Genomic DNA, 15,402 nt, shown 5'->3' on the forward strand with positions numbered 1-15,402 from the left:
GGAATCGGCGGTGGCAGCATGCGATGATCGACTGCCACGGCGTTCCCGGCCGCAGAGAAAATTCCGGTTTGAAACGACGCAAAGGGACAGCGCTCTCGTGCCCTTTGCGTTTACAGCGATCTTCTACCGAGGCTTAGATGCCCAGGCAGAGGTATTTGATTTCCAGGTAATCTTCGATGCCGTACTTGGAGCCTTCACGGCCCAGGCCCGAGGCCTTGATGCCGCCGAACGGCGCGACTTCGTTGGAGATCAGCCCGGTGTTGACGCCGACCATGCCGTATTCCAGGGCTTCAGCCACACGGAACACACGGCCCAGGTCGCGAGCGTAGAAGTACGAGGCCAGACCGAACTCGGTGTCGTTCGACATCGCGATCACGTCGGCTTCGTCTTTGAAGCGGAACAGTGGCGCCAGCGGACCGAAGGTTTCTTCCTTGGCCACGGCAGCGTCTTTCGGCACGTTGGTCAGGATGGTCGGTTCGAAGAAGTTGCCTTCCATCGGCTTGCCGCCGGCCAGAACGGTTGCGCCTTTGCTCACCGCGTCAGCGATGTGCTCTTGCACCTTGGCCACGGCTTTCTCGTCGATCAGCGGGCCAGTGGTGGTGCCTTCTTCCAGACCGTTGCCGATCTTCAGCTTGGCGACTGCCACTTTCAGCTTCTCGGCAAACGCGTCGTAGACCGAATCCTGAATGTACAGACGGTTGGCGCAGACGCAGGTCTGGCCGTTGTTGCGGTACTTGGAAATGATCGCGCCTTCGACGGCCTTATCCAGGTCCGCGTCGTCGAACACGATGAACGGCGCGTTGCCGCCCAGTTCCAGGGAGACTTTCTTGATGTCCTTGGCGCATTCCGACATCAGCTGACGACCGATTTCGGTCGAACCGGTGAAGGACAGTTTGCGCACGATCGGGTTGCTGGTCAGCTCGCTGCCGATGTCGCCGGCGCTGCCGGACACCACGCTGAACACGCCTTTAGGGATGCCGGCGCGCTGGGCCAGTTCGGCCAGGGCGAATGCGGAGAACGGGGTTTGCGAAGCAGGCTTGAGCACCATGGTGCAACCGGCGGCCAGCGCAGGGCCCGCTTTACGGGTGATCATCGCCGCCGGGAAGTTCCACGGGGTGATGGCTGCGGTAACGCCGATCGGTTGTTTGATCACGATCAGGCGCTTGTCCGGCTGGTGGCCCGGAATCACGTCACCGTAGATGCGCTTGGCTTCTTCGGCGAACCACTCGATGAACGAAGCGGCGTAAACGATTTCGCCCTTGGCTTCGGCCAGTGGTTTGCCTTGTTCGAGGGTCATCAGGCGAGCGAGGTCGTCCTGGTTCTCGATCATCAGTTCGAACCAGCGACGCAGTTTGCCTGCACGCTCCTTGGCGGTCAGTGCACGCCAGGCCGGCAGCGCCTTGTCGGCGGCTTCGATGGCACGGCGGGTTTCGGCAGCGCCCATCTTCGGCACGGTGCCCAGAATCTCGCCGGTGGCCGGGTTGTTGACCTTGATCGTCTGACCGTTGTCCGCGTCGACCCATGCGCCATCGATGAAGGCTTGCTGGCGGAACAACTGGGTGTCTTTAAGCTGCATGTCGGCTTTCCTTAACAGCACCGCGCAAGGCGCGGAGCAAAATTATGATTGTAGAAAGGCGCCTCGCAAGGCTGCCGTCAGGGAAATCATTTACCGGGCTGGCACATAAATAGCGCACGACTCAAAACGCGTGCGGCTCAGCACCTGGATAAGGAGCGTTTGAAATCTCAAACGAATCCTAGGTTCAAAGGGGTTGAAGGACAATAGGGCGTTCGAAAAAAAGAACAAAAACGCCGCAATTGCTGAACATTTCAGATCAACGTACAAGCGCCCGTGTTCCCTGCCGCCGTCGAACGGCAGGGAACAGAGGGTGATGACTACTTATCCTGAAACGATTTGAGCACCGTCAACAGACTGGTCAGGTTGTCGGCAACACCCGCCTGCGCGACTTTCTCCGTGGCCGCGGCGCCGGCCGTGGTATCGACGCTGTAAATCTGCATCACACCCTGATTGGTCGCCGCTTGCGCCAGGGTGTTCTGTTGCTGCTGGGCACTGACGGCGTTCTCGAACAGGATGCCGGTCGAGTGCGCCATGCTCTGGTAAATGTTGCCCATCGCCATGGCCGGTGCTTCAGCCACAACCTTGACGCTGGTCTGGGTGACCGCATCGGTGATCTGATCATTCACGGTTGCCATGTTCCGACTCCTTTCAAGGGACAGTGGGTGTTGCAAATATTGCTCAGGCGCCGGACGACCGCTCTGGCTGACTGGCGCTGAACTGGGCAATGCTCTGGTTGATTCGCTCAAGTGCCTGGCTCACCCCGTCGGCGTCCAGCACCCCGCTCGCCGCGGCCACCGCCGCAGCTCCGCCCACCAGCAAATGGGTATTCAACGCGCCGAGCGCACTTTCGGTGGCGGCATCGAGATCATCCTTGATGATGCTCTCGGTCATCTTGCGCAACAGCACACCTTGAGAGGCCAGAGCGAGCTTGGTGACGCCATCGAAGTAGCTCGCCGCCGACTGCGCCACCAGTCCGCTGGCCTGACGAATCAGCAGCTCCGACCCCAGCGACGCCAGTGCGGGCGCATGAGCAGCCAGCTGAGCGTTGAGCAGGTTCACCGCTTCCACGATCTGCCGGTTCAAGGCGTCGGCCCCCACACCGTCAGCCGATTGCTGGAGCAGATGCTCGTTGAGTGATTCGAGCAACGAGGCCGCAGCGGCAGCCGGATCGACGGCCGGCTGTTCCGCGCCGTCGGTCTGCACCTTTTCCCTGGCCATCAGGATCGCCCTCCCACCGCCAGAATCTGCTGCACGGCCGCCGCCACGGTGGCGTTGCCGATAATGTTCAACGCCTGCTGATGACTGACCGCGTTCTGCAACGCCAGACTGACCGCATGACTGCTGACCTGAGTCAGCGTGGCAATGGCCGTGGCGGGTGCAGAACCGACGACCTGCACGGTCGATTGAGTGACGGAATCGGTGATTTGAGGATTGACGACGCTCATGCTTTTCTCCCTGAATAAGGCGATCGAGGAACCCGCCGCAGGAAAACAATAGAACAGCTGCGCCAAACTGCCACGAGAGCGTTTTGCACGACGTTACAGCCTTTTGGAATGCGCCCTGCACCGACACAAACACTGACAATGACCCGGCAAAAACCGGCATGGACGCCCCGAGCCGACCTAGGTATGATGTCGCCCGCTGCACCAGTAGCTCAGCTGGATAGAGTACTGCCCTCCGAAGGCAGGGGTCGTGGGTTCGAATCCCGCCTGGTGCGCCATGAACAAAACGAAAAAGCCCCGGACTGCAAGGTCCGGGGCTTTTTTGTGTCTGCTGGCTGGCGACTCACTCCGTCGTCCAGTCAAACTCGTCATATTCATCATCGTCTTCTTCGTCCTCGATCAAGTCATCATCGAGAACGTCCTCCTCCAGATCCTCTTCAGCCTGTTTGGCCAGAAGAAACTCCTTGCGACTCTCCGTCACTGCCCGCCGCAGTTCCTCACCCTTCACCGGGCAGTTGAGCATTTGGGCGATGCGGTCGATTTTTTGGGCCACGGCATCCTCCAGCGCATCGGCAATGACCCGATAGTGCGCGTTTTTGCGGGTCAATGCCAAATGGCGGATGGCTGATACGGTCAGTTCTTGCGGATTTTTTCCAGTCGCAGGTCGAGATTCACGTTCGGGTAGCGCTTGTGCAGGTTGTTGAACAGGGTATCGGCCGCTTGCGACTGGCCGGACTCGCGCAGGCGCAGGACTTCGCGCAGTTGCTCGTCGAGACCGTTGACCGGGGCGGCGGCGCGCTTGCTGACCTTGGCTTCGTCCGTCGTGTCGGCGCTGATCGACTCGCTCTGCATCGGCGCAGCCATTTCCGCCATCGGCGCGGGGGCCATTGCGGGAGCTGGCGCAGAAAGTGCGCCGGCGGTAGCCGACAACGATCGGGCCTCCTGGCGGGCCACAGGCGCGGCCGGTTTGGCAGCAGGGGCGAAATCGTATTGAGCCATGGGCTCCGGCGCGCGCTGCACCAGCGACAGCATCAGCGCGATGCCGACCAGACTGGCAAAAGCCACTTGGTAGCGCGGTGTCTGGCAGGCCTTGAGCCAGCGTTGCCACAGACTCTGCCGTGGTGCCGGGGTTTCATGGCGGGCGGCGTTCAGGATCAGCGCGTCGAGATGCGCCGGCGGTTCGGCGTTGTGCTGTTCGCGCACGTGCTTGAGCAGTTGCTCTTCGGGTGTCGGGCGGGCGTCCGTCATGTCAGTACCTCCTCGGCCAGCAGCCGACGCAGTTTTTGCTGGGCGTAGCGCAAGCGGCTCTTGACGGTTTCCAGCGGTGTTTCGGTGAGGCTGGCGATTTGCGCCAGGTCGAGGTCGCCGTGGGCACGCAGCAGGAACACTTCGCGCTGGTCGGCGGGCAAGGATTGCAGGGCGCTCTCCAGGCGCTGGCTGTCGCGGCTGAGGTTGAGCAGTTGTTCGGGATCCGAGGCATCGTCGCTGACGGCGTGGGATTGTTCGTCGTAGCTGTCATGCAGCGGTTGCCGGGCGCCGTGTTTGCGCCAGTGGTCGATCAGGCGATTGCGGGCAATCTGGAACAACCACGTACGAAAGGTCGCCCGGCCCTGTGGCTGACTGGCACTGCGGATCAGGCTCAGCCAGGTCTCCTGGAAAACCTCGTCGGCCAGTTCAGGTTTGCCGCTCAAACCGAGCAGAAACCGGTAAAGACTTTGGCGATGACGGGCGTACAGGATCTCGAACGCCTTGCCGTCACCCTCGCGATAACGGGCCAGCAGCGATTCGTCGCTGCTGGCCTCAAGGCTGTCGGCGGAGGCAAACAGCTGTGTGATGAAGCTTTTGAGGCGGCTCACTATTCAATCCGTCGCTCAGTGGAAAGTGCGTTGGAGGCGGTGGACGTACGCAGGCTCTGCGCCAATTCCACCAGTTGCACGAACTCGTTGCGCAGGCCGAAGCGGTCATCGCCACGTGCACCGCGGGCCAGGGCTTCGGTGTCCTTGAGGCTGAAATCGCCGGTGTAGCGACCGTCCTTGAGTTGCTGGGAAAACGCGGCGACGGCGGCAGCAAAACGCAGGTCTTCACTGGCCGACGCCACCTGACTGGCAATCGGCCGCTCGATCAGCAGACTTTTCCCACCCTCAGGCTTTTGATATCGCACACGCAGCATTGCCAATTCTCCTTTCTTCTCGGAAACCACTGCATCGGTTTTTCCGTAACGCAGCGGTTCCAGCCAGCCCTTCTCGCCTGTCGGGACAATTTCATACAACGCCGTCACCGTATGGCCTGCACCGATTTCACCGGCATCGACCTTGTCATTGCTGAAATCCTCACGCTTCAACGCGCGGTTTTCGTAGCCGAGCAGCCGGTATTCGCTGACCTGCGCCGGGTTGAACTCGACCTGCAACTTGACGTTTTTCGCCACCACAGCGAGGGTCGAACCGAGTTGATCCACCAGCACCTTGCGCGCTTCGCGCAGGTTGTCGATGTAGGCGTAGTTGCCGTCACCGGCATCGGCCAGTTGTTCCATCAGGTGTTCATTGTAGTTATCCACACCGAAACCCAGGGTGGTCAGGGAAATCCCGGTTTTGCGTTTATCCACAGCCATTTGTTTCAGGTTGTCGAAGTCGCTGATGCCGACGTTGAAGTCACCGTCGGTGGCCAACAGGATGCGGTTGATGCCTTTGGGGATGAATGCCTGCTGCGCCATCTGGTAAGCCAGCTCGATGCCTGAAGCGCCGGCGGTCGAGCCACCCGCGGTCAATTGCTCGATGGCTGTGCGAATTTTCGCCTTTTCCCGTCCGGAAGTCGGCTCCAATACCACTCTGGATTCGCCGGCATACACCACCAGCGACACCCGATCCTGTTCGCGCAATTGATCGACCAGCAATTTCAGGGTGCTTTTGACCAGTGGCAAACCTTCGCGGCGGTCCATCGAGCCGGACACATCCACCAGAAACACCAGGTTCGCCGGGGCCAGTTCCGCCACCGCGCGGTCGGAGGCCTTGATGCCGATACGCACCAAGCGGGTGTGTGGGTTCCACGGTGAAGCAGCCAGCTCGGTAGTCACGCCGAAGGGCGAGCCATCGCTCGGCAGCGCGTAGTCGTAGGGAAAGTAATTGACCATCTCCTCCAGCCGTACCGCGCCTTCCGGCGGCAGTCGACCCTGATTGAGCAGGCGCCGCACATTGGCGTAGGCGCCGGTGTCGACGTCGGCGCTGAAGGTCGAGACCGGGGTTTCGGCAACGCTGTGGATCGGGTTGTCGGCCAGCTTGACGTACTGCTCCCGCTGTTCGTCGCGATAGCCTTGTGGATAACTTTCACCGGCCGGCATCGGTGCAAAACTGGCGATCGGCGCGGCCAATGCACTGCGCTTGGCCATCGCGCTATCGGCCATCACCGCTTCAGGTTGCACGGAGGATTTCAGTTCGGCCTGCGCCGGAGGCGGCGCGACGATAGTTTCCGGGCTGGAGGAAACACCGCAACCGGCAACCACCAGCAACACACTGGCAGCAAGGGGGCGCAGAAGCGTGGAAGGAAGGGACATGGGGGCTGACCTCGGGGAAGAATTGATCCATTCATCCCCTGAGACGGGCAGCCCTGTCAGTTCGGGTTAAACCTCGCCGAAATTTTTTTAGCGGTGATAACGCCGCACCGCACTGCTGTTGCGCAGCACGTGGCCTTTGATCTTTTCCATCAGCTGGGCGCGGGTCAGGCCGGCAGGCAAGGCGTCCGGGGCCAGATCCAGGGCGTAGATCTGAATGATGTAGTGGTGCGCGCTGTCGCCAACCGGTGGGCACGGGCCGATGTAGCTGGTGGTGCCTTTGCTGTTGGTGCCACCGACGCCTTCAAGGGCCGATTTTGCGCCGACGCCGGCCGGAATCTGCCGGGTCGTGGCCTTGATCCCGTAGTGAACCCAGTGATCGACACCCGAACCTTTCTGGCCGTCCGGATCGTGCATGACGATGGCGTAGCTCAGGGTTCCGCTCGGGCCGGCGTTCCAGCTCAGGGCCGGCGACTGGTTCTTGCCGCCGCAGCCGGCCGCATCGCTGGCCGCCGCCGAGGTGAACAGACGGTTATCCGACACACCGGGAATGCTGAGGGTGAAACGCTCCTGGGCCTGCGCCGGAAACTGCACGCAAAGGGCGACGGCAACGGCCGCCAGCCAAGGGTTGAGAGAGGTCAATCGGGTCATTCCGGGAGCACCTTGTGCAGTTGGGCCTTCGTCGGCCTGCAAACTATAGCCGTACCGTTCGTGCCGTGGCAGTGGGAAATGGCTGAACCTCGCAATGCGGCCCAAACTCGTAAGAGAAATGCCTGTGAGGAGCACGACCATGACCCTGCACCGTGTCGCCCGTTTCGCCGATGTGCCTGAAGACCGTGGGCTGGAGGTGCAGATCGGCGACTGCAAGATTGTCCTGCTGCGCGCCGCCGGGCAGTTGCGCGCCTTTCAGGGGGAATGCCCGCACGCCGGCGCGCCACTGGCGGAAGGTGCGTTGTGCCACGGCCGACTGATCTGCCCGTGGCACAAGGCAGCCTTTCGCGCCGAAGATGGCGCGTTGTGCGAGCCTCCGGCGCTGGACAGTCTCAAGCGTTATCCACTGGAACTGCGCGGCGACGAGGTGTGGGTCGATGACCAGCCGCTGTCGGATCCGCACACCCCGCCGCAAGACGATCCGCGCACCTTTGTCATCGTTGGCGCCGGTGCCGGGGGAACGGCCTGCGCTGCAGCTCTGCGGGAAAAAGGCTTCGGCGGGCGGATCGTGCTGATCGACCGCGAGCCGGACGCCGGCTACGACCGCACGGTGCTGAGCAAATTCGTGTTGTCCGGGGAAATGCCGGCACCGGAAACCCCGCCCCTGCGCGATGACGACTTTTACCGCGAACAGCACATCAACCGGGTTTCAGGCGAGGTCACCGGGCTCGATACCGATACCAAAACCCTTCACCTGAGCGATGGCCGCACACTGCATTACAGCGCGGCGGTGCTGGCCACCGGCGCAACGCCCAACGCGCTGAAACTGCCCGGCGCCGACCTGCCTCAAGTGTTTGTCCTGCGATCCAAAGCCCAGGCGCAATCCATCATGGACGCCGCCCGACCCGGTCAGCGTGCAGTCATCATCGGGGACAGCTTCATTGCGCTGGAATGCGCGTCGGCCCTGCGCCAGCACGGTCTCGAGGTGACGGTGCTGGCACGGCACGCCATTCCCTTCGCAGCGCAATTCGGTGAATCCGTCGGCAAGGCAATCCGGGCACTGCACGAAGAAAACGGCGTGAAATTCATCACCGATCACGAAGCCAGGGAGATCACCGGCGACGGCAAAGTCGAGGCGGTGTTGCTCGACAATGGCCTGCGCCTGTCGGCGGATCTGGTGTTGGCGGGAATCGGCGTGCACCCGGCCACCGAAGCCTTCGGCGACTTGCCGCGCGAGGACGATCAATCACTGTTGGTCGATGCCAGTCTGCGCGTGGCTGACGGCCTGTGGGCGATTGGCGATATCGCCACCTTCCCGTTGAACGGCAAACCACAGCGCATCGAACACTGGCGCCTGGCCCAGCAGCACGCGCGGATCGCCGCCGCCAACCTGCTCGGTGGCGATGAGCATTACCTCGACGTGCCGTATTTCTGGACCTGGCATTTCAGCCGCAACTACGACTATCTAGGCCACGCCGAGGATTGGGATGCGATCGAATTTATCGGCGAACCCGAACAGCCGCCGTTTATCGGGCTGTTCGGGAGCAAGGGCGTGGTGGTGGCAGCGGTGGCCTGCGAAGAGGAACGAGCGATGGCGCTGCTCGCCGAACGCATGAAGCAACCGCTGCCGATGGAGGAAGCCTGGCGGCTGATTCGCGCGGTCAGGTGATCCGGTTCAGCGGCTCACGGTTGTCATCGTCCTCGGCGTGCAGAAAGATCACCCGAGGATGCTCCAGTGGCGCCAGCGGTGGCGGCAGTTCTTCCGGCTGGACCGGCCATAGATGCGGCACCACGTGGCTGACGTCACCGTCCTGATCGTTGTGGATGGTCATCACGCCCGGCCCGCGCAGTTTCTGAAAGCGGTCGTCGCACAATTTGAAGCTGCGGCTCAGCCCCTCATCGTCGACCACCGGGGACGGCAGGCGACGTTGGGCGAAGCTTCGGCTCTTGCGCTGTTGATAGCGCGCCCAGCCGATCAGGATCACAGCATTGACCAACGCCACCCACAGGTAAATCTGCAAGGTGCCGAGGGCTTCGAACGCCGAGTTGTCGATGCGCGGCCCGCCTTCGTGGGTCTCGATCAACGGCCACAAGCCGCGCACCAGCAGGTACAGCAGGCCGACCCAGGCCAGCACGGTGAAGAACGCATCGACCACCACCAGAAACGGCCGTTGGCGGGTCCGGATGATTTTCATTTGATAACCTCCTCTTCATCGTCCCCGAGCGGCTTGATACCCCGGTCGGGACTGACCCAGCGCGCACGCTTCTGGTGTTGGCCGAACAGTACTTTGGGGAAACTGACCAGCGTGGTCAGCAGGCTGACGAACCAGAACGCGATCGGGTACCACACCACCCAGAACATGGTCTTGCCCAGGCCCGGCTCGTAACGCCGGTCAATGATGATGCTGACCGCGAACTGCACCAGGCAGACAAACGCCAGCAGCAACCCGGTGAACGCCGGCGGCATCAGGTGATCGACGGCAATGGCTTCAGGCATGACCACGAACTTGCCGACGCCCCAGAAGACCACCGACAACAGGAAGGTGAACGCCCAACCGGTCGACAGGCAGTATTCGAACAGCAGCGGCCACAGGTAACGATGGCGGTACTGCCAGATTCCGCGAATGTTCTTGAACAGCACTTCGGCGCCGCCCTGAGCCCAGCGCAGGCGCTGCTTCCACAGACCACGAAGGGTTTCCGGCATCAGGATCCAGCACAGGGCACGGGGCTCATAGAAAATGCTCCAGTGGTCCAGTTGCAGCTTCCAGCTGATGTCGATGTCTTCGGTGATCATGTCCGGGCTCCAGTAGCCGACCCGGTTAAGCGCGGTGCGACGGAACGCGACGATCACACCGGACACGGTGAAGATCCGCCCGAACACCCGCTGAGTGCGCTTGATCAGCCCGATGATCGACGAGAACTCGCCGACCTGAACCCGCCCGACCAGAGTCGAACGCGTGCGGATCCGTGGGTTGCCGGTCACCGCGCCCAGTCGTGCGTTGTCGAGCATCGGCGCCACCAGATAAGCCGCGGTGTTCGGCGCCAGCAGTGCATCACCGTCGATGCACACCAGATATTCGCTGCGCGCGGCGATGGCGCCCATGCGCAGAGCCACGGCCTTGCCCTGGTTTTCCGCCAGGTGCAGCACCCGCAGCCGTGGATCTTCCTTGGCCAGTGCATCCAGCACTTCGGCGGTGTTGTCCTTGGAGCCATCGTTGATCGCGATGACTTCGATGTTCGGGTAATGCTGCGCCAGCGCCGCGTGGATGGTGTCGGCGGCGTTGTCGCCCTCGTTGTAGCAAGGGATCAGGATCGAAATCAGCGGTTCGCCTTCCAGCGGTGGCGGCAGGGTGTCGTCCTTCCACGGCCAGTGCCGCTCCCAGTGCAGCCAGAAATACAGGCCACCGGAAATCCACAACCCGGACATGAACAGCGGGTAGAAGAACACGAAGTCCATCAGGAATTGCCCGGTGACCAGGAAGATCAGCCCCAGCGGGACGCCGAGGACGATCGCCAGAACAAGCAGGGCCAGCAGTCTATCCAGCATGTCATGGGTTCCATTTGTTGGAGAGCGCAGGCCGCACGGTTTTCAGGTCCGGCAGGTTCTCGAGGAAGTTGTCCGGGTAGTAGCCGAAACTGGTGGCGCCCTGACGCTTGAGGCGGCTCATCCAGTCGGCCAGTTGCGCACCGTCGATATCGGCCTGTTCTTTTTTCGTCCAGTCCCGGGCCTGCAGTTCGAACACCGTGCGATCCAGCGCACCGGGGCGCTGTTTGATCTTCGCTACCAGCGCTTCGAGCCACGGGCCGGATTGCGCCTGGGTCTGTTTTTCCATGAGCGGCATGGCCATCGGCGCCGTCCAGTCGTAGCTCACGAGGAAGTCGTCGAGGTTCTGCGCGAACCACGCTTCGCTGTGCGGATTGAGCACCGGCTCGGCGAAGATGTTGCGCGCGGTGAGCACTTGCGGGCCACGAATCGCGCGCACCTTGGCGGTCAGTTCGTTGGTGAAGTCGATCAGGTAGCGGCTCTTGAAGCGCGTCCAGCGCTGCATCGCCGCCGGATCGTCACGCAGGGCGGCGATCGAGCCCGGCAAGCCTTGGGCGGCATAGGCCTTCAGCGCCTGAGGGCCGGCGTCTTCGAAGTCCGAGAGCACTGCGTCGTCGTGGTAGAGAATGCCGTCGACCGAAGTCAGGCGTGCCACGTCTTCGTAGATCTCGCCGATGATCCGTCGCACCTCGGGATCGAACGGCGACAGGCGTTTGTATTGATCCGGGTCGACAGCGGTCGTACCGGTCTTCGGATCCCAGCGCGTCACCCGTGGCAGCTTCGAATCCAGTTCGAAACTCAGCACCGGCATCCACGCAAAGACTTTCACGTGAGCCCGGGTGCGCAATTGCCAGGCGACCCGGTCGAACAGGTCGGCGCGCATCGGCAGATGACGGTTGGGGAAGTACAGCGAATGCACCAGGCCATCGCCCTTCGGATCGGCGAAGGCTTGCAGGAACACGGTGTTGGCGCCCATGTCGGCCATGCGCTGGATCAGTTTGCCGAGGTTGATTTCCTGCTGCGCCGGGTCCGGGTCGTAGACGTTGTCCAGATCCACGTGCACCACGCGCATGGTGAAATCCGATTGCACGCCGACCACACTGTTGGCGAAGTGCTCGCCGTCAGGATCGGAAGCGACCAGGAAACGCGGGCCACTCATCAGGTTGTCGAGGGCATCGAGGCCGTCATCGAGGGTCAGAGCCATTTCATAGCCTTCCTCGCTGACCACGGTCAGCGACGTGCCGTCCGCCGTCCCGTAAGGCCAGACCCAGATGCGCGGTTTTTTACCGGTGTTCTTGCGGATTTTTTCCGAAATGGCCTGCACGTCAGCGCGGATCCGCGCCTGGAAATCGGCTTCGGATTCGTAGCGTTTGCTCACCGGATCGTAGCGTCGGGTCGCGGCCGCCGGCTGCATGTTGCCTTGCGGGTTGGCGAGGATGCCTTTGTGGCTGGCGTCGGTGTGGGCGGCGATTTCCACCAGGCCCGATTGCGAGATTTCCCGCACCTGAGCCCAGGTCAGGAAGTCCGAGCGCGGACGCGGCGTGCCGGCAAAGTCCACCGGTTGGTTCAGCGGTGTATCGATCCAGGTGCCGACCGGCGCCAGCAGCGCATGCCAGTTGTAGGCGCGCAATACCGGCAACACGCGGGTGTAGAAGCTTGAGTAACCGTCGTCGAAGCTGAGCAGGATCGCCTTGGGCGGCAGTTCCGGCCCGCCTTTGCGCGCGGCCATGATCTGGTCGACCGTCACCGGTTGGTAGTTGTTTTCCCGCAGCCAGGCGAGCTGTTCGAGCAGGCGCTCGGTGCGCACCGCCACCACCGCCTGATCGGGATCACGGTCTTCGACGTCGTGGTAAGCAATGCCCAACACGTGGTTTTTCGGCCAGGGCTTTTCATTGGCTGCCACCGGTCGCTCGGACGGCGGCACGAAGGCCGGGGCTTGCTGGGCGCAGGCGCTGACCAGCAGCACTCCCAGCAGAAGGATGAAACGCGAAATCAAAGGCATCTTCAAACTCTTCTAGAAGCGGAAAGTGAGGTCGACGAGCAGACGCAGATCGGTTTCCCGGTCACCGTCGTAGGGCCGGTTGATCACGCTGAACAAACCGCCCACCTCGAACACGTCGTTCCAGGCGTAGCGTTGGCCGTAACCGAGCAATGCCATGCCGCCAGTGCCGTGATCACGCTGGCTGTAAGTACCCGCACCGGCCTGGAACTGCTGGCTCCAGACGGTTTCGTAGCGGTGGTACAGCACGTGATTGACGTTCAGCAGCGGCATGACGCTGAAGTCCGACTTCGGGTTGAAGTACGGCACGTCATCGGACTTGGAGTTGTGGCTGGTGCCCACTTCCAGGCCCGCATCGACTTGCAGGTTCGGCGCGCTGTAGACGCCCTCTTTTCCGGTCAGCAAGGCTTCGACGCGGTTGTTGCCGTCGCTGAAGTGCGACGGGCTGACCGCCAGCCGCCACTCGCGGCTCTCGTTGGCGCGCCAGCGGATGAAACCGCTGCCGCCGTTGGCCTTGATGTCGCTGTTGAGTGCCCGCAGCGGGGTCTCGGCCGACAGGTATTCGAGGCTGCCGCCGTATTGCCAGTGATCGTCGATGTCGCGGGCAATCGCCAGACGCGCGCCCTGCTTGTCGCCAAAGCCATAGGAATGGTTCGACACCTCGGCTTCGAGGGTCATGTCGCGGGTGCGACGCTCCAGACCGACACGCTGGAAGCGATGGTGGCCGGTGCCTTCGGCGAAATCGCCAGTGGCGTATCCGGCCCCGGCGAACACCCGCCAGTCTTCATCGATCGGCGGGCTGTAAAGGGTGGTCTGGATGCCGAAATCCCGGCTGCCAGAGACCGCACCGGCATCGCCACCGCTGCCGCCGTTGGCCTTGCCACCGTAGGCTTCGACGCGCAGCTCGGACATGTCGTGCACTTCGCGCTCACGGGCCAGACGCTGGACCTGACGGTTGTCGGGGAAACGCGCCACCACGTCGTCGGTCAGCGCATCCATCTGCCGCCACTCCTGCAGGTCCATGGCGGTGCGGGCCTGCGCGACTTCCAGACCCATGTCGCGCGGCGCAATGCTCTCGGTTTCCTTGAGCTGGTTTTCCGCGCGGCGCGGCCAGTTGCGGGCCAGGTACAGATCGGCCTGGGCCAGGCGCAGGCCGATGTTGCCCGGCGCCTGATCCACCAGGGTCTGCAAACGCTCTTCGCCGTGAGGCAGGTCGGAGCCGTAGGTGCCGGCCTGCGCCGCCAGTTGCTGGGCGTCCATCCATTCGTCGTTGGGGTTGCCGATCGGCAGGCCCTTGAGTTCGATGCGCGGTTTCTGTGTCTTCGCCTGATCTTCGGCGACCTTGCGCGCCTCTTCGGCGCGGTCGCTTTCCAGCAGCGAGTAATACAGCGCCGTGGTGTCTTCGAGTCGGTCGCCGACATCCGCATCCGGGGCCGCCAGCACCTGACGGTAAAGATCGGTGGCGATTTCCGGCTGCCGCTGATCCAGATAGGACGCTGCTACCCAACGCAGGGCGTAGGTCGGGATCTTCACGCCTTCGGCTTGCAGCTTCTGGTATTCGCTGATGACCTCGGCGGTGCGCGCCCGGGCCTTGAGCGCGCCCATGCGGTCGATGCGCCAGCGGGTCACGTCGTCGTGGGCGCTGGCGTCCGGGGTCCAGGTGGCGAGCAACTGGTCGTAGTCGGCCAAGGCACGATCGGCGATCACGTAGCGTTCTTTTTCGCTGCGGGTGGCCAGTTCGGCGAGGCGCACGCGCTCGGCAGCCAGATCGCCTTCCAGACGTCGCAAGGTGACGGGATCGATCAACCCCGGACGCTGCTTCGCCAGGCGCAGCGCCGGCTCCGGCAGACGTGCCTTTTGCAGGGCGACCACGTATTCGCGGGCGACCTCCGGTTTGTTGCCGGCGCGAATGAAAGCCTGGTCGTACTCGAACAGCGCATCGTACGGCTTGCCGGCGCGATTCAGGGCGTAGCCCAGCGCCAGTCGGCGGGAAGGATCATCGGGTTTGGCGGCGACCAGCGAACGGGCGCGGATCACCCCTTCGTCGGGCTTGCCGGAATCGGCCTGGGTCAGCGCCAGACCGAGTTGCAGGTCGGCGTTGTCCGGCTCCAGCGTGAGGGCCTTGTTGTAGACCTGGATCGCCTGATCCCAGCGTTTAAGATTGCGATAGGCCCTTGCGGTGGCGGTCAGCGCCTGAACCGGCAATGCCCGGCCACGGCCCTGAGTCTCGTAGACCTGCACCACTTCGGCGTCGAGCCCGGCCCAGCCGGCGATTTGCAGGTGATCGCTGACCTGGCCGGTAGTGGCCTGGGCCGGCGGCACCTGACGCAAAACGGTCAGCGCAGGCGTGTAATGCCCGGCCCGGGCGTCGAGCACCATTTGATCGTAGGCCGTATCGGCGAACGCGAACGCCGGCCAGAGCAACTGGCTGCACAGCGCGACTCGAAACAAAGGGCGTAAACCACGATGTAATACGGGAACATCAATACGCGGCATTCGTCAGCATCCTTACATGGCCAGCCGGGTAGCAACGCCCCCCCTTGCCCATTTCGTAACGGAGGCCAAGCAATAAACGCTCAGCCAAGCTTATCCAAGCAGTCTTGCACGCAAGCGTAGACCAATATTCAGAACACAATAATTGTTCAG

Annotated in this window: 14 protein-coding genes and 1 tRNA gene; 2 read left to right on the forward strand and 13 right to left on the reverse strand. The window is 62.6% G+C overall.

All coding sequences use genetic code 11. From position 1 onward, the window contains the following. Positions 1-133: 133 nt before the first annotated feature. The 4 genes from gabD to M5G18_RS13900 form a co-directional block, all read right to left on the reverse strand. The gene (gene gabD, locus M5G18_RS13885) at positions 134-1,576 is read right to left on the reverse strand and encodes an NADP-dependent succinate-semialdehyde dehydrogenase (protein WP_011331898.1); all 1,443 of its coding nucleotides are present in this window, start codon (positions 1,574-1,576) and stop codon (positions 134-136) included. A gap of 317 nt (positions 1,577-1,893) precedes the next feature. After that, positions 1,894-2,211, reverse strand: a complete 318-nt coding sequence (locus M5G18_RS13890) for a RebB family R body protein (protein WP_207984669.1) — start codon at positions 2,209-2,211, stop codon at positions 1,894-1,896. A gap of 43 nt (positions 2,212-2,254) precedes the next feature. Then, a complete protein-coding gene (locus tag M5G18_RS13895) occupies positions 2,255-2,794 on the reverse strand; it encodes a hypothetical protein (RefSeq protein ID WP_273897881.1) in 540 nt (179 codons plus the stop codon). Beyond that, the gene (locus M5G18_RS13900; RefSeq protein WP_085684289.1) at positions 2,794-3,021 is read right to left on the reverse strand and encodes a RebB family R body protein; all 228 of its coding nucleotides are present in this window, start codon (positions 3,019-3,021) and stop codon (positions 2,794-2,796) included. Before M5G18_RS13900 ends, M5G18_RS13895 begins: the two co-directional genes overlap by 1 nt. Before the next feature lie 198 nt (positions 3,022-3,219). Here M5G18_RS13900 and M5G18_RS13905 point away from each other — a divergent pair. After that, a tRNA-Arg gene (locus tag M5G18_RS13905) sits at positions 3,220-3,296 on the forward strand. Positions 3,297-3,361: 65 nt separating this feature from the next. Here the strand turns inward: M5G18_RS13905 and M5G18_RS13910 are convergent. The 5 genes from M5G18_RS13910 to M5G18_RS13930 all read right to left on the reverse strand — a co-directional run bounded on the left by M5G18_RS13910 (position 3,362) and on the right by M5G18_RS13930 (position 7,213). Further along, a complete protein-coding gene (locus tag M5G18_RS13910) occupies positions 3,362-3,631 on the reverse strand; it encodes a hypothetical protein (RefSeq protein ID WP_011331897.1) in 270 nt (89 codons plus the stop codon). A gap of 20 nt (positions 3,632-3,651) precedes the next feature. Beyond that, positions 3,652-4,266, reverse strand: coding sequence for a hypothetical protein (locus M5G18_RS13915; RefSeq protein WP_273897880.1), 615 nt, complete (start codon positions 4,264-4,266; stop codon positions 3,652-3,654). Next, entirely contained in the window at positions 4,263-4,844 is a 582-nt protein-coding gene (locus M5G18_RS13920; protein WP_262161243.1) for an RNA polymerase sigma factor, read from the reverse strand. Before M5G18_RS13920 ends, M5G18_RS13915 begins: the two co-directional genes overlap by 4 nt. 29 nt (positions 4,845-4,873) lie before the next feature. Further along, positions 4,874-6,565, reverse strand: coding sequence for a vWA domain-containing protein (locus M5G18_RS13925; RefSeq protein WP_273897879.1), 1,692 nt, complete (start codon positions 6,563-6,565; stop codon positions 4,874-4,876). 87 nt (positions 6,566-6,652) lie between these two features. Further along, positions 6,653-7,213, reverse strand: coding sequence for a YbhB/YbcL family Raf kinase inhibitor-like protein (locus M5G18_RS13930; protein ID WP_129973830.1), 561 nt, complete (start codon positions 7,211-7,213; stop codon positions 6,653-6,655). Between the two features lie 139 nt (positions 7,214-7,352). Here M5G18_RS13930 and M5G18_RS13935 point away from each other — a divergent pair, with 139 nt between their 5' ends. Continuing rightward, complete coding sequence (locus M5G18_RS13935; protein WP_273897878.1) at positions 7,353-8,882, forward strand: FAD-dependent oxidoreductase; 1,530 nt, start codon at positions 7,353-7,355, stop codon at positions 8,880-8,882. On the opposite strand, the gene pgaD is transcribed toward M5G18_RS13935, so the two are convergent. The 4 genes from pgaD to pgaA are packed head-to-tail and all read right to left on the reverse strand — an operon-like array spanning position 8,875 to position 15,252. Beyond that, positions 8,875-9,408, reverse strand: coding sequence for a poly-beta-1,6-N-acetyl-D-glucosamine biosynthesis protein PgaD (pgaD, locus tag M5G18_RS13940; protein WP_115076116.1), 534 nt, complete (start codon positions 9,406-9,408; stop codon positions 8,875-8,877). The genes M5G18_RS13935 and pgaD overlap by 8 nt on opposite strands. Then, positions 9,405-10,760: a poly-beta-1,6-N-acetyl-D-glucosamine synthase gene (pgaC, locus tag M5G18_RS13945; RefSeq protein ID WP_273897877.1), complete on the reverse strand. Its 1,356-nt coding sequence runs from the start codon at positions 10,758-10,760 to the stop codon at positions 9,405-9,407. Before pgaC ends, pgaD begins: the two co-directional genes overlap by 4 nt. A 1-nt stretch (position 10,761) precedes the next feature. Further along, positions 10,762-12,759, reverse strand: coding sequence for a poly-beta-1,6-N-acetyl-D-glucosamine N-deacetylase PgaB (gene pgaB, locus M5G18_RS13950; RefSeq protein WP_273897876.1), 1,998 nt, complete (start codon positions 12,757-12,759; stop codon positions 10,762-10,764). 12 nt (positions 12,760-12,771) lie between these two features. Continuing rightward, positions 12,772-15,252, reverse strand: coding sequence for a poly-beta-1,6 N-acetyl-D-glucosamine export porin PgaA (pgaA, locus tag M5G18_RS13955; RefSeq protein ID WP_273897875.1), 2,481 nt, complete (start codon positions 15,250-15,252; stop codon positions 12,772-12,774). Positions 15,253-15,402 lie beyond the last annotated feature (150 nt).

The organism is Pseudomonas aphyarum, assembly GCF_028657055.1.
GTDB lineage: Bacteria > Pseudomonadota > Gammaproteobacteria > Pseudomonadales > Pseudomonadaceae > Aquipseudomonas > Aquipseudomonas aphyarum.

Coding starts and splice junctions, on each gene's coding strand:
- pgaD (WP_115076116.1), bottom strand. CDS start 9,408: ATGAAAATCATCCGGACCCGCCAACGGCCGTTTCTGGTGGTGGTCGAT.
- M5G18_RS13930 (WP_129973830.1), bottom strand. CDS start 7,213: ATGACCCGATTGACCTCTCTCAACCCTTGGCTGGCGGCCGTTGCCGTC.
- M5G18_RS13895 (WP_273897881.1), bottom strand. CDS start 2,794: ATGGCCAGGGAAAAGGTGCAGACCGACGGCGCGGAACAGCCGGCCGTC.
- M5G18_RS13915 (WP_273897880.1), bottom strand. CDS start 4,266: ATGACGGACGCCCGCCCGACACCCGAAGAGCAACTGCTCAAGCACGTG.
- M5G18_RS13925 (WP_273897879.1), bottom strand. CDS start 6,565: ATGTCCCTTCCTTCCACGCTTCTGCGCCCCCTTGCTGCCAGTGTGTTG.
- M5G18_RS13890 (WP_207984669.1), bottom strand. CDS start 2,211: ATGGCAACCGTGAATGATCAGATCACCGATGCGGTCACCCAGACCAGC.
- pgaA (WP_273897875.1), bottom strand. CDS start 15,252: ATGCCGCGTATTGATGTTCCCGTATTACATCGTGGTTTACGCCCTTTG.
- pgaB (WP_273897876.1), bottom strand. CDS start 12,759: ATGCCTTTGATTTCGCGTTTCATCCTTCTGCTGGGAGTGCTGCTGGTC.
- M5G18_RS13900 (WP_085684289.1), bottom strand. CDS start 3,021: ATGAGCGTCGTCAATCCTCAAATCACCGATTCCGTCACTCAATCGACC.
- pgaC (WP_273897877.1), bottom strand. CDS start 10,760: ATGCTGGATAGACTGCTGGCCCTGCTTGTTCTGGCGATCGTCCTCGGC.
- M5G18_RS13935 (WP_273897878.1), top strand. CDS start 7,353: ATGACCCTGCACCGTGTCGCCCGTTTCGCCGATGTGCCTGAAGACCGT.
- gabD (WP_011331898.1), bottom strand. CDS start 1,576: ATGCAGCTTAAAGACACCCAGTTGTTCCGCCAGCAAGCCTTCATCGAT.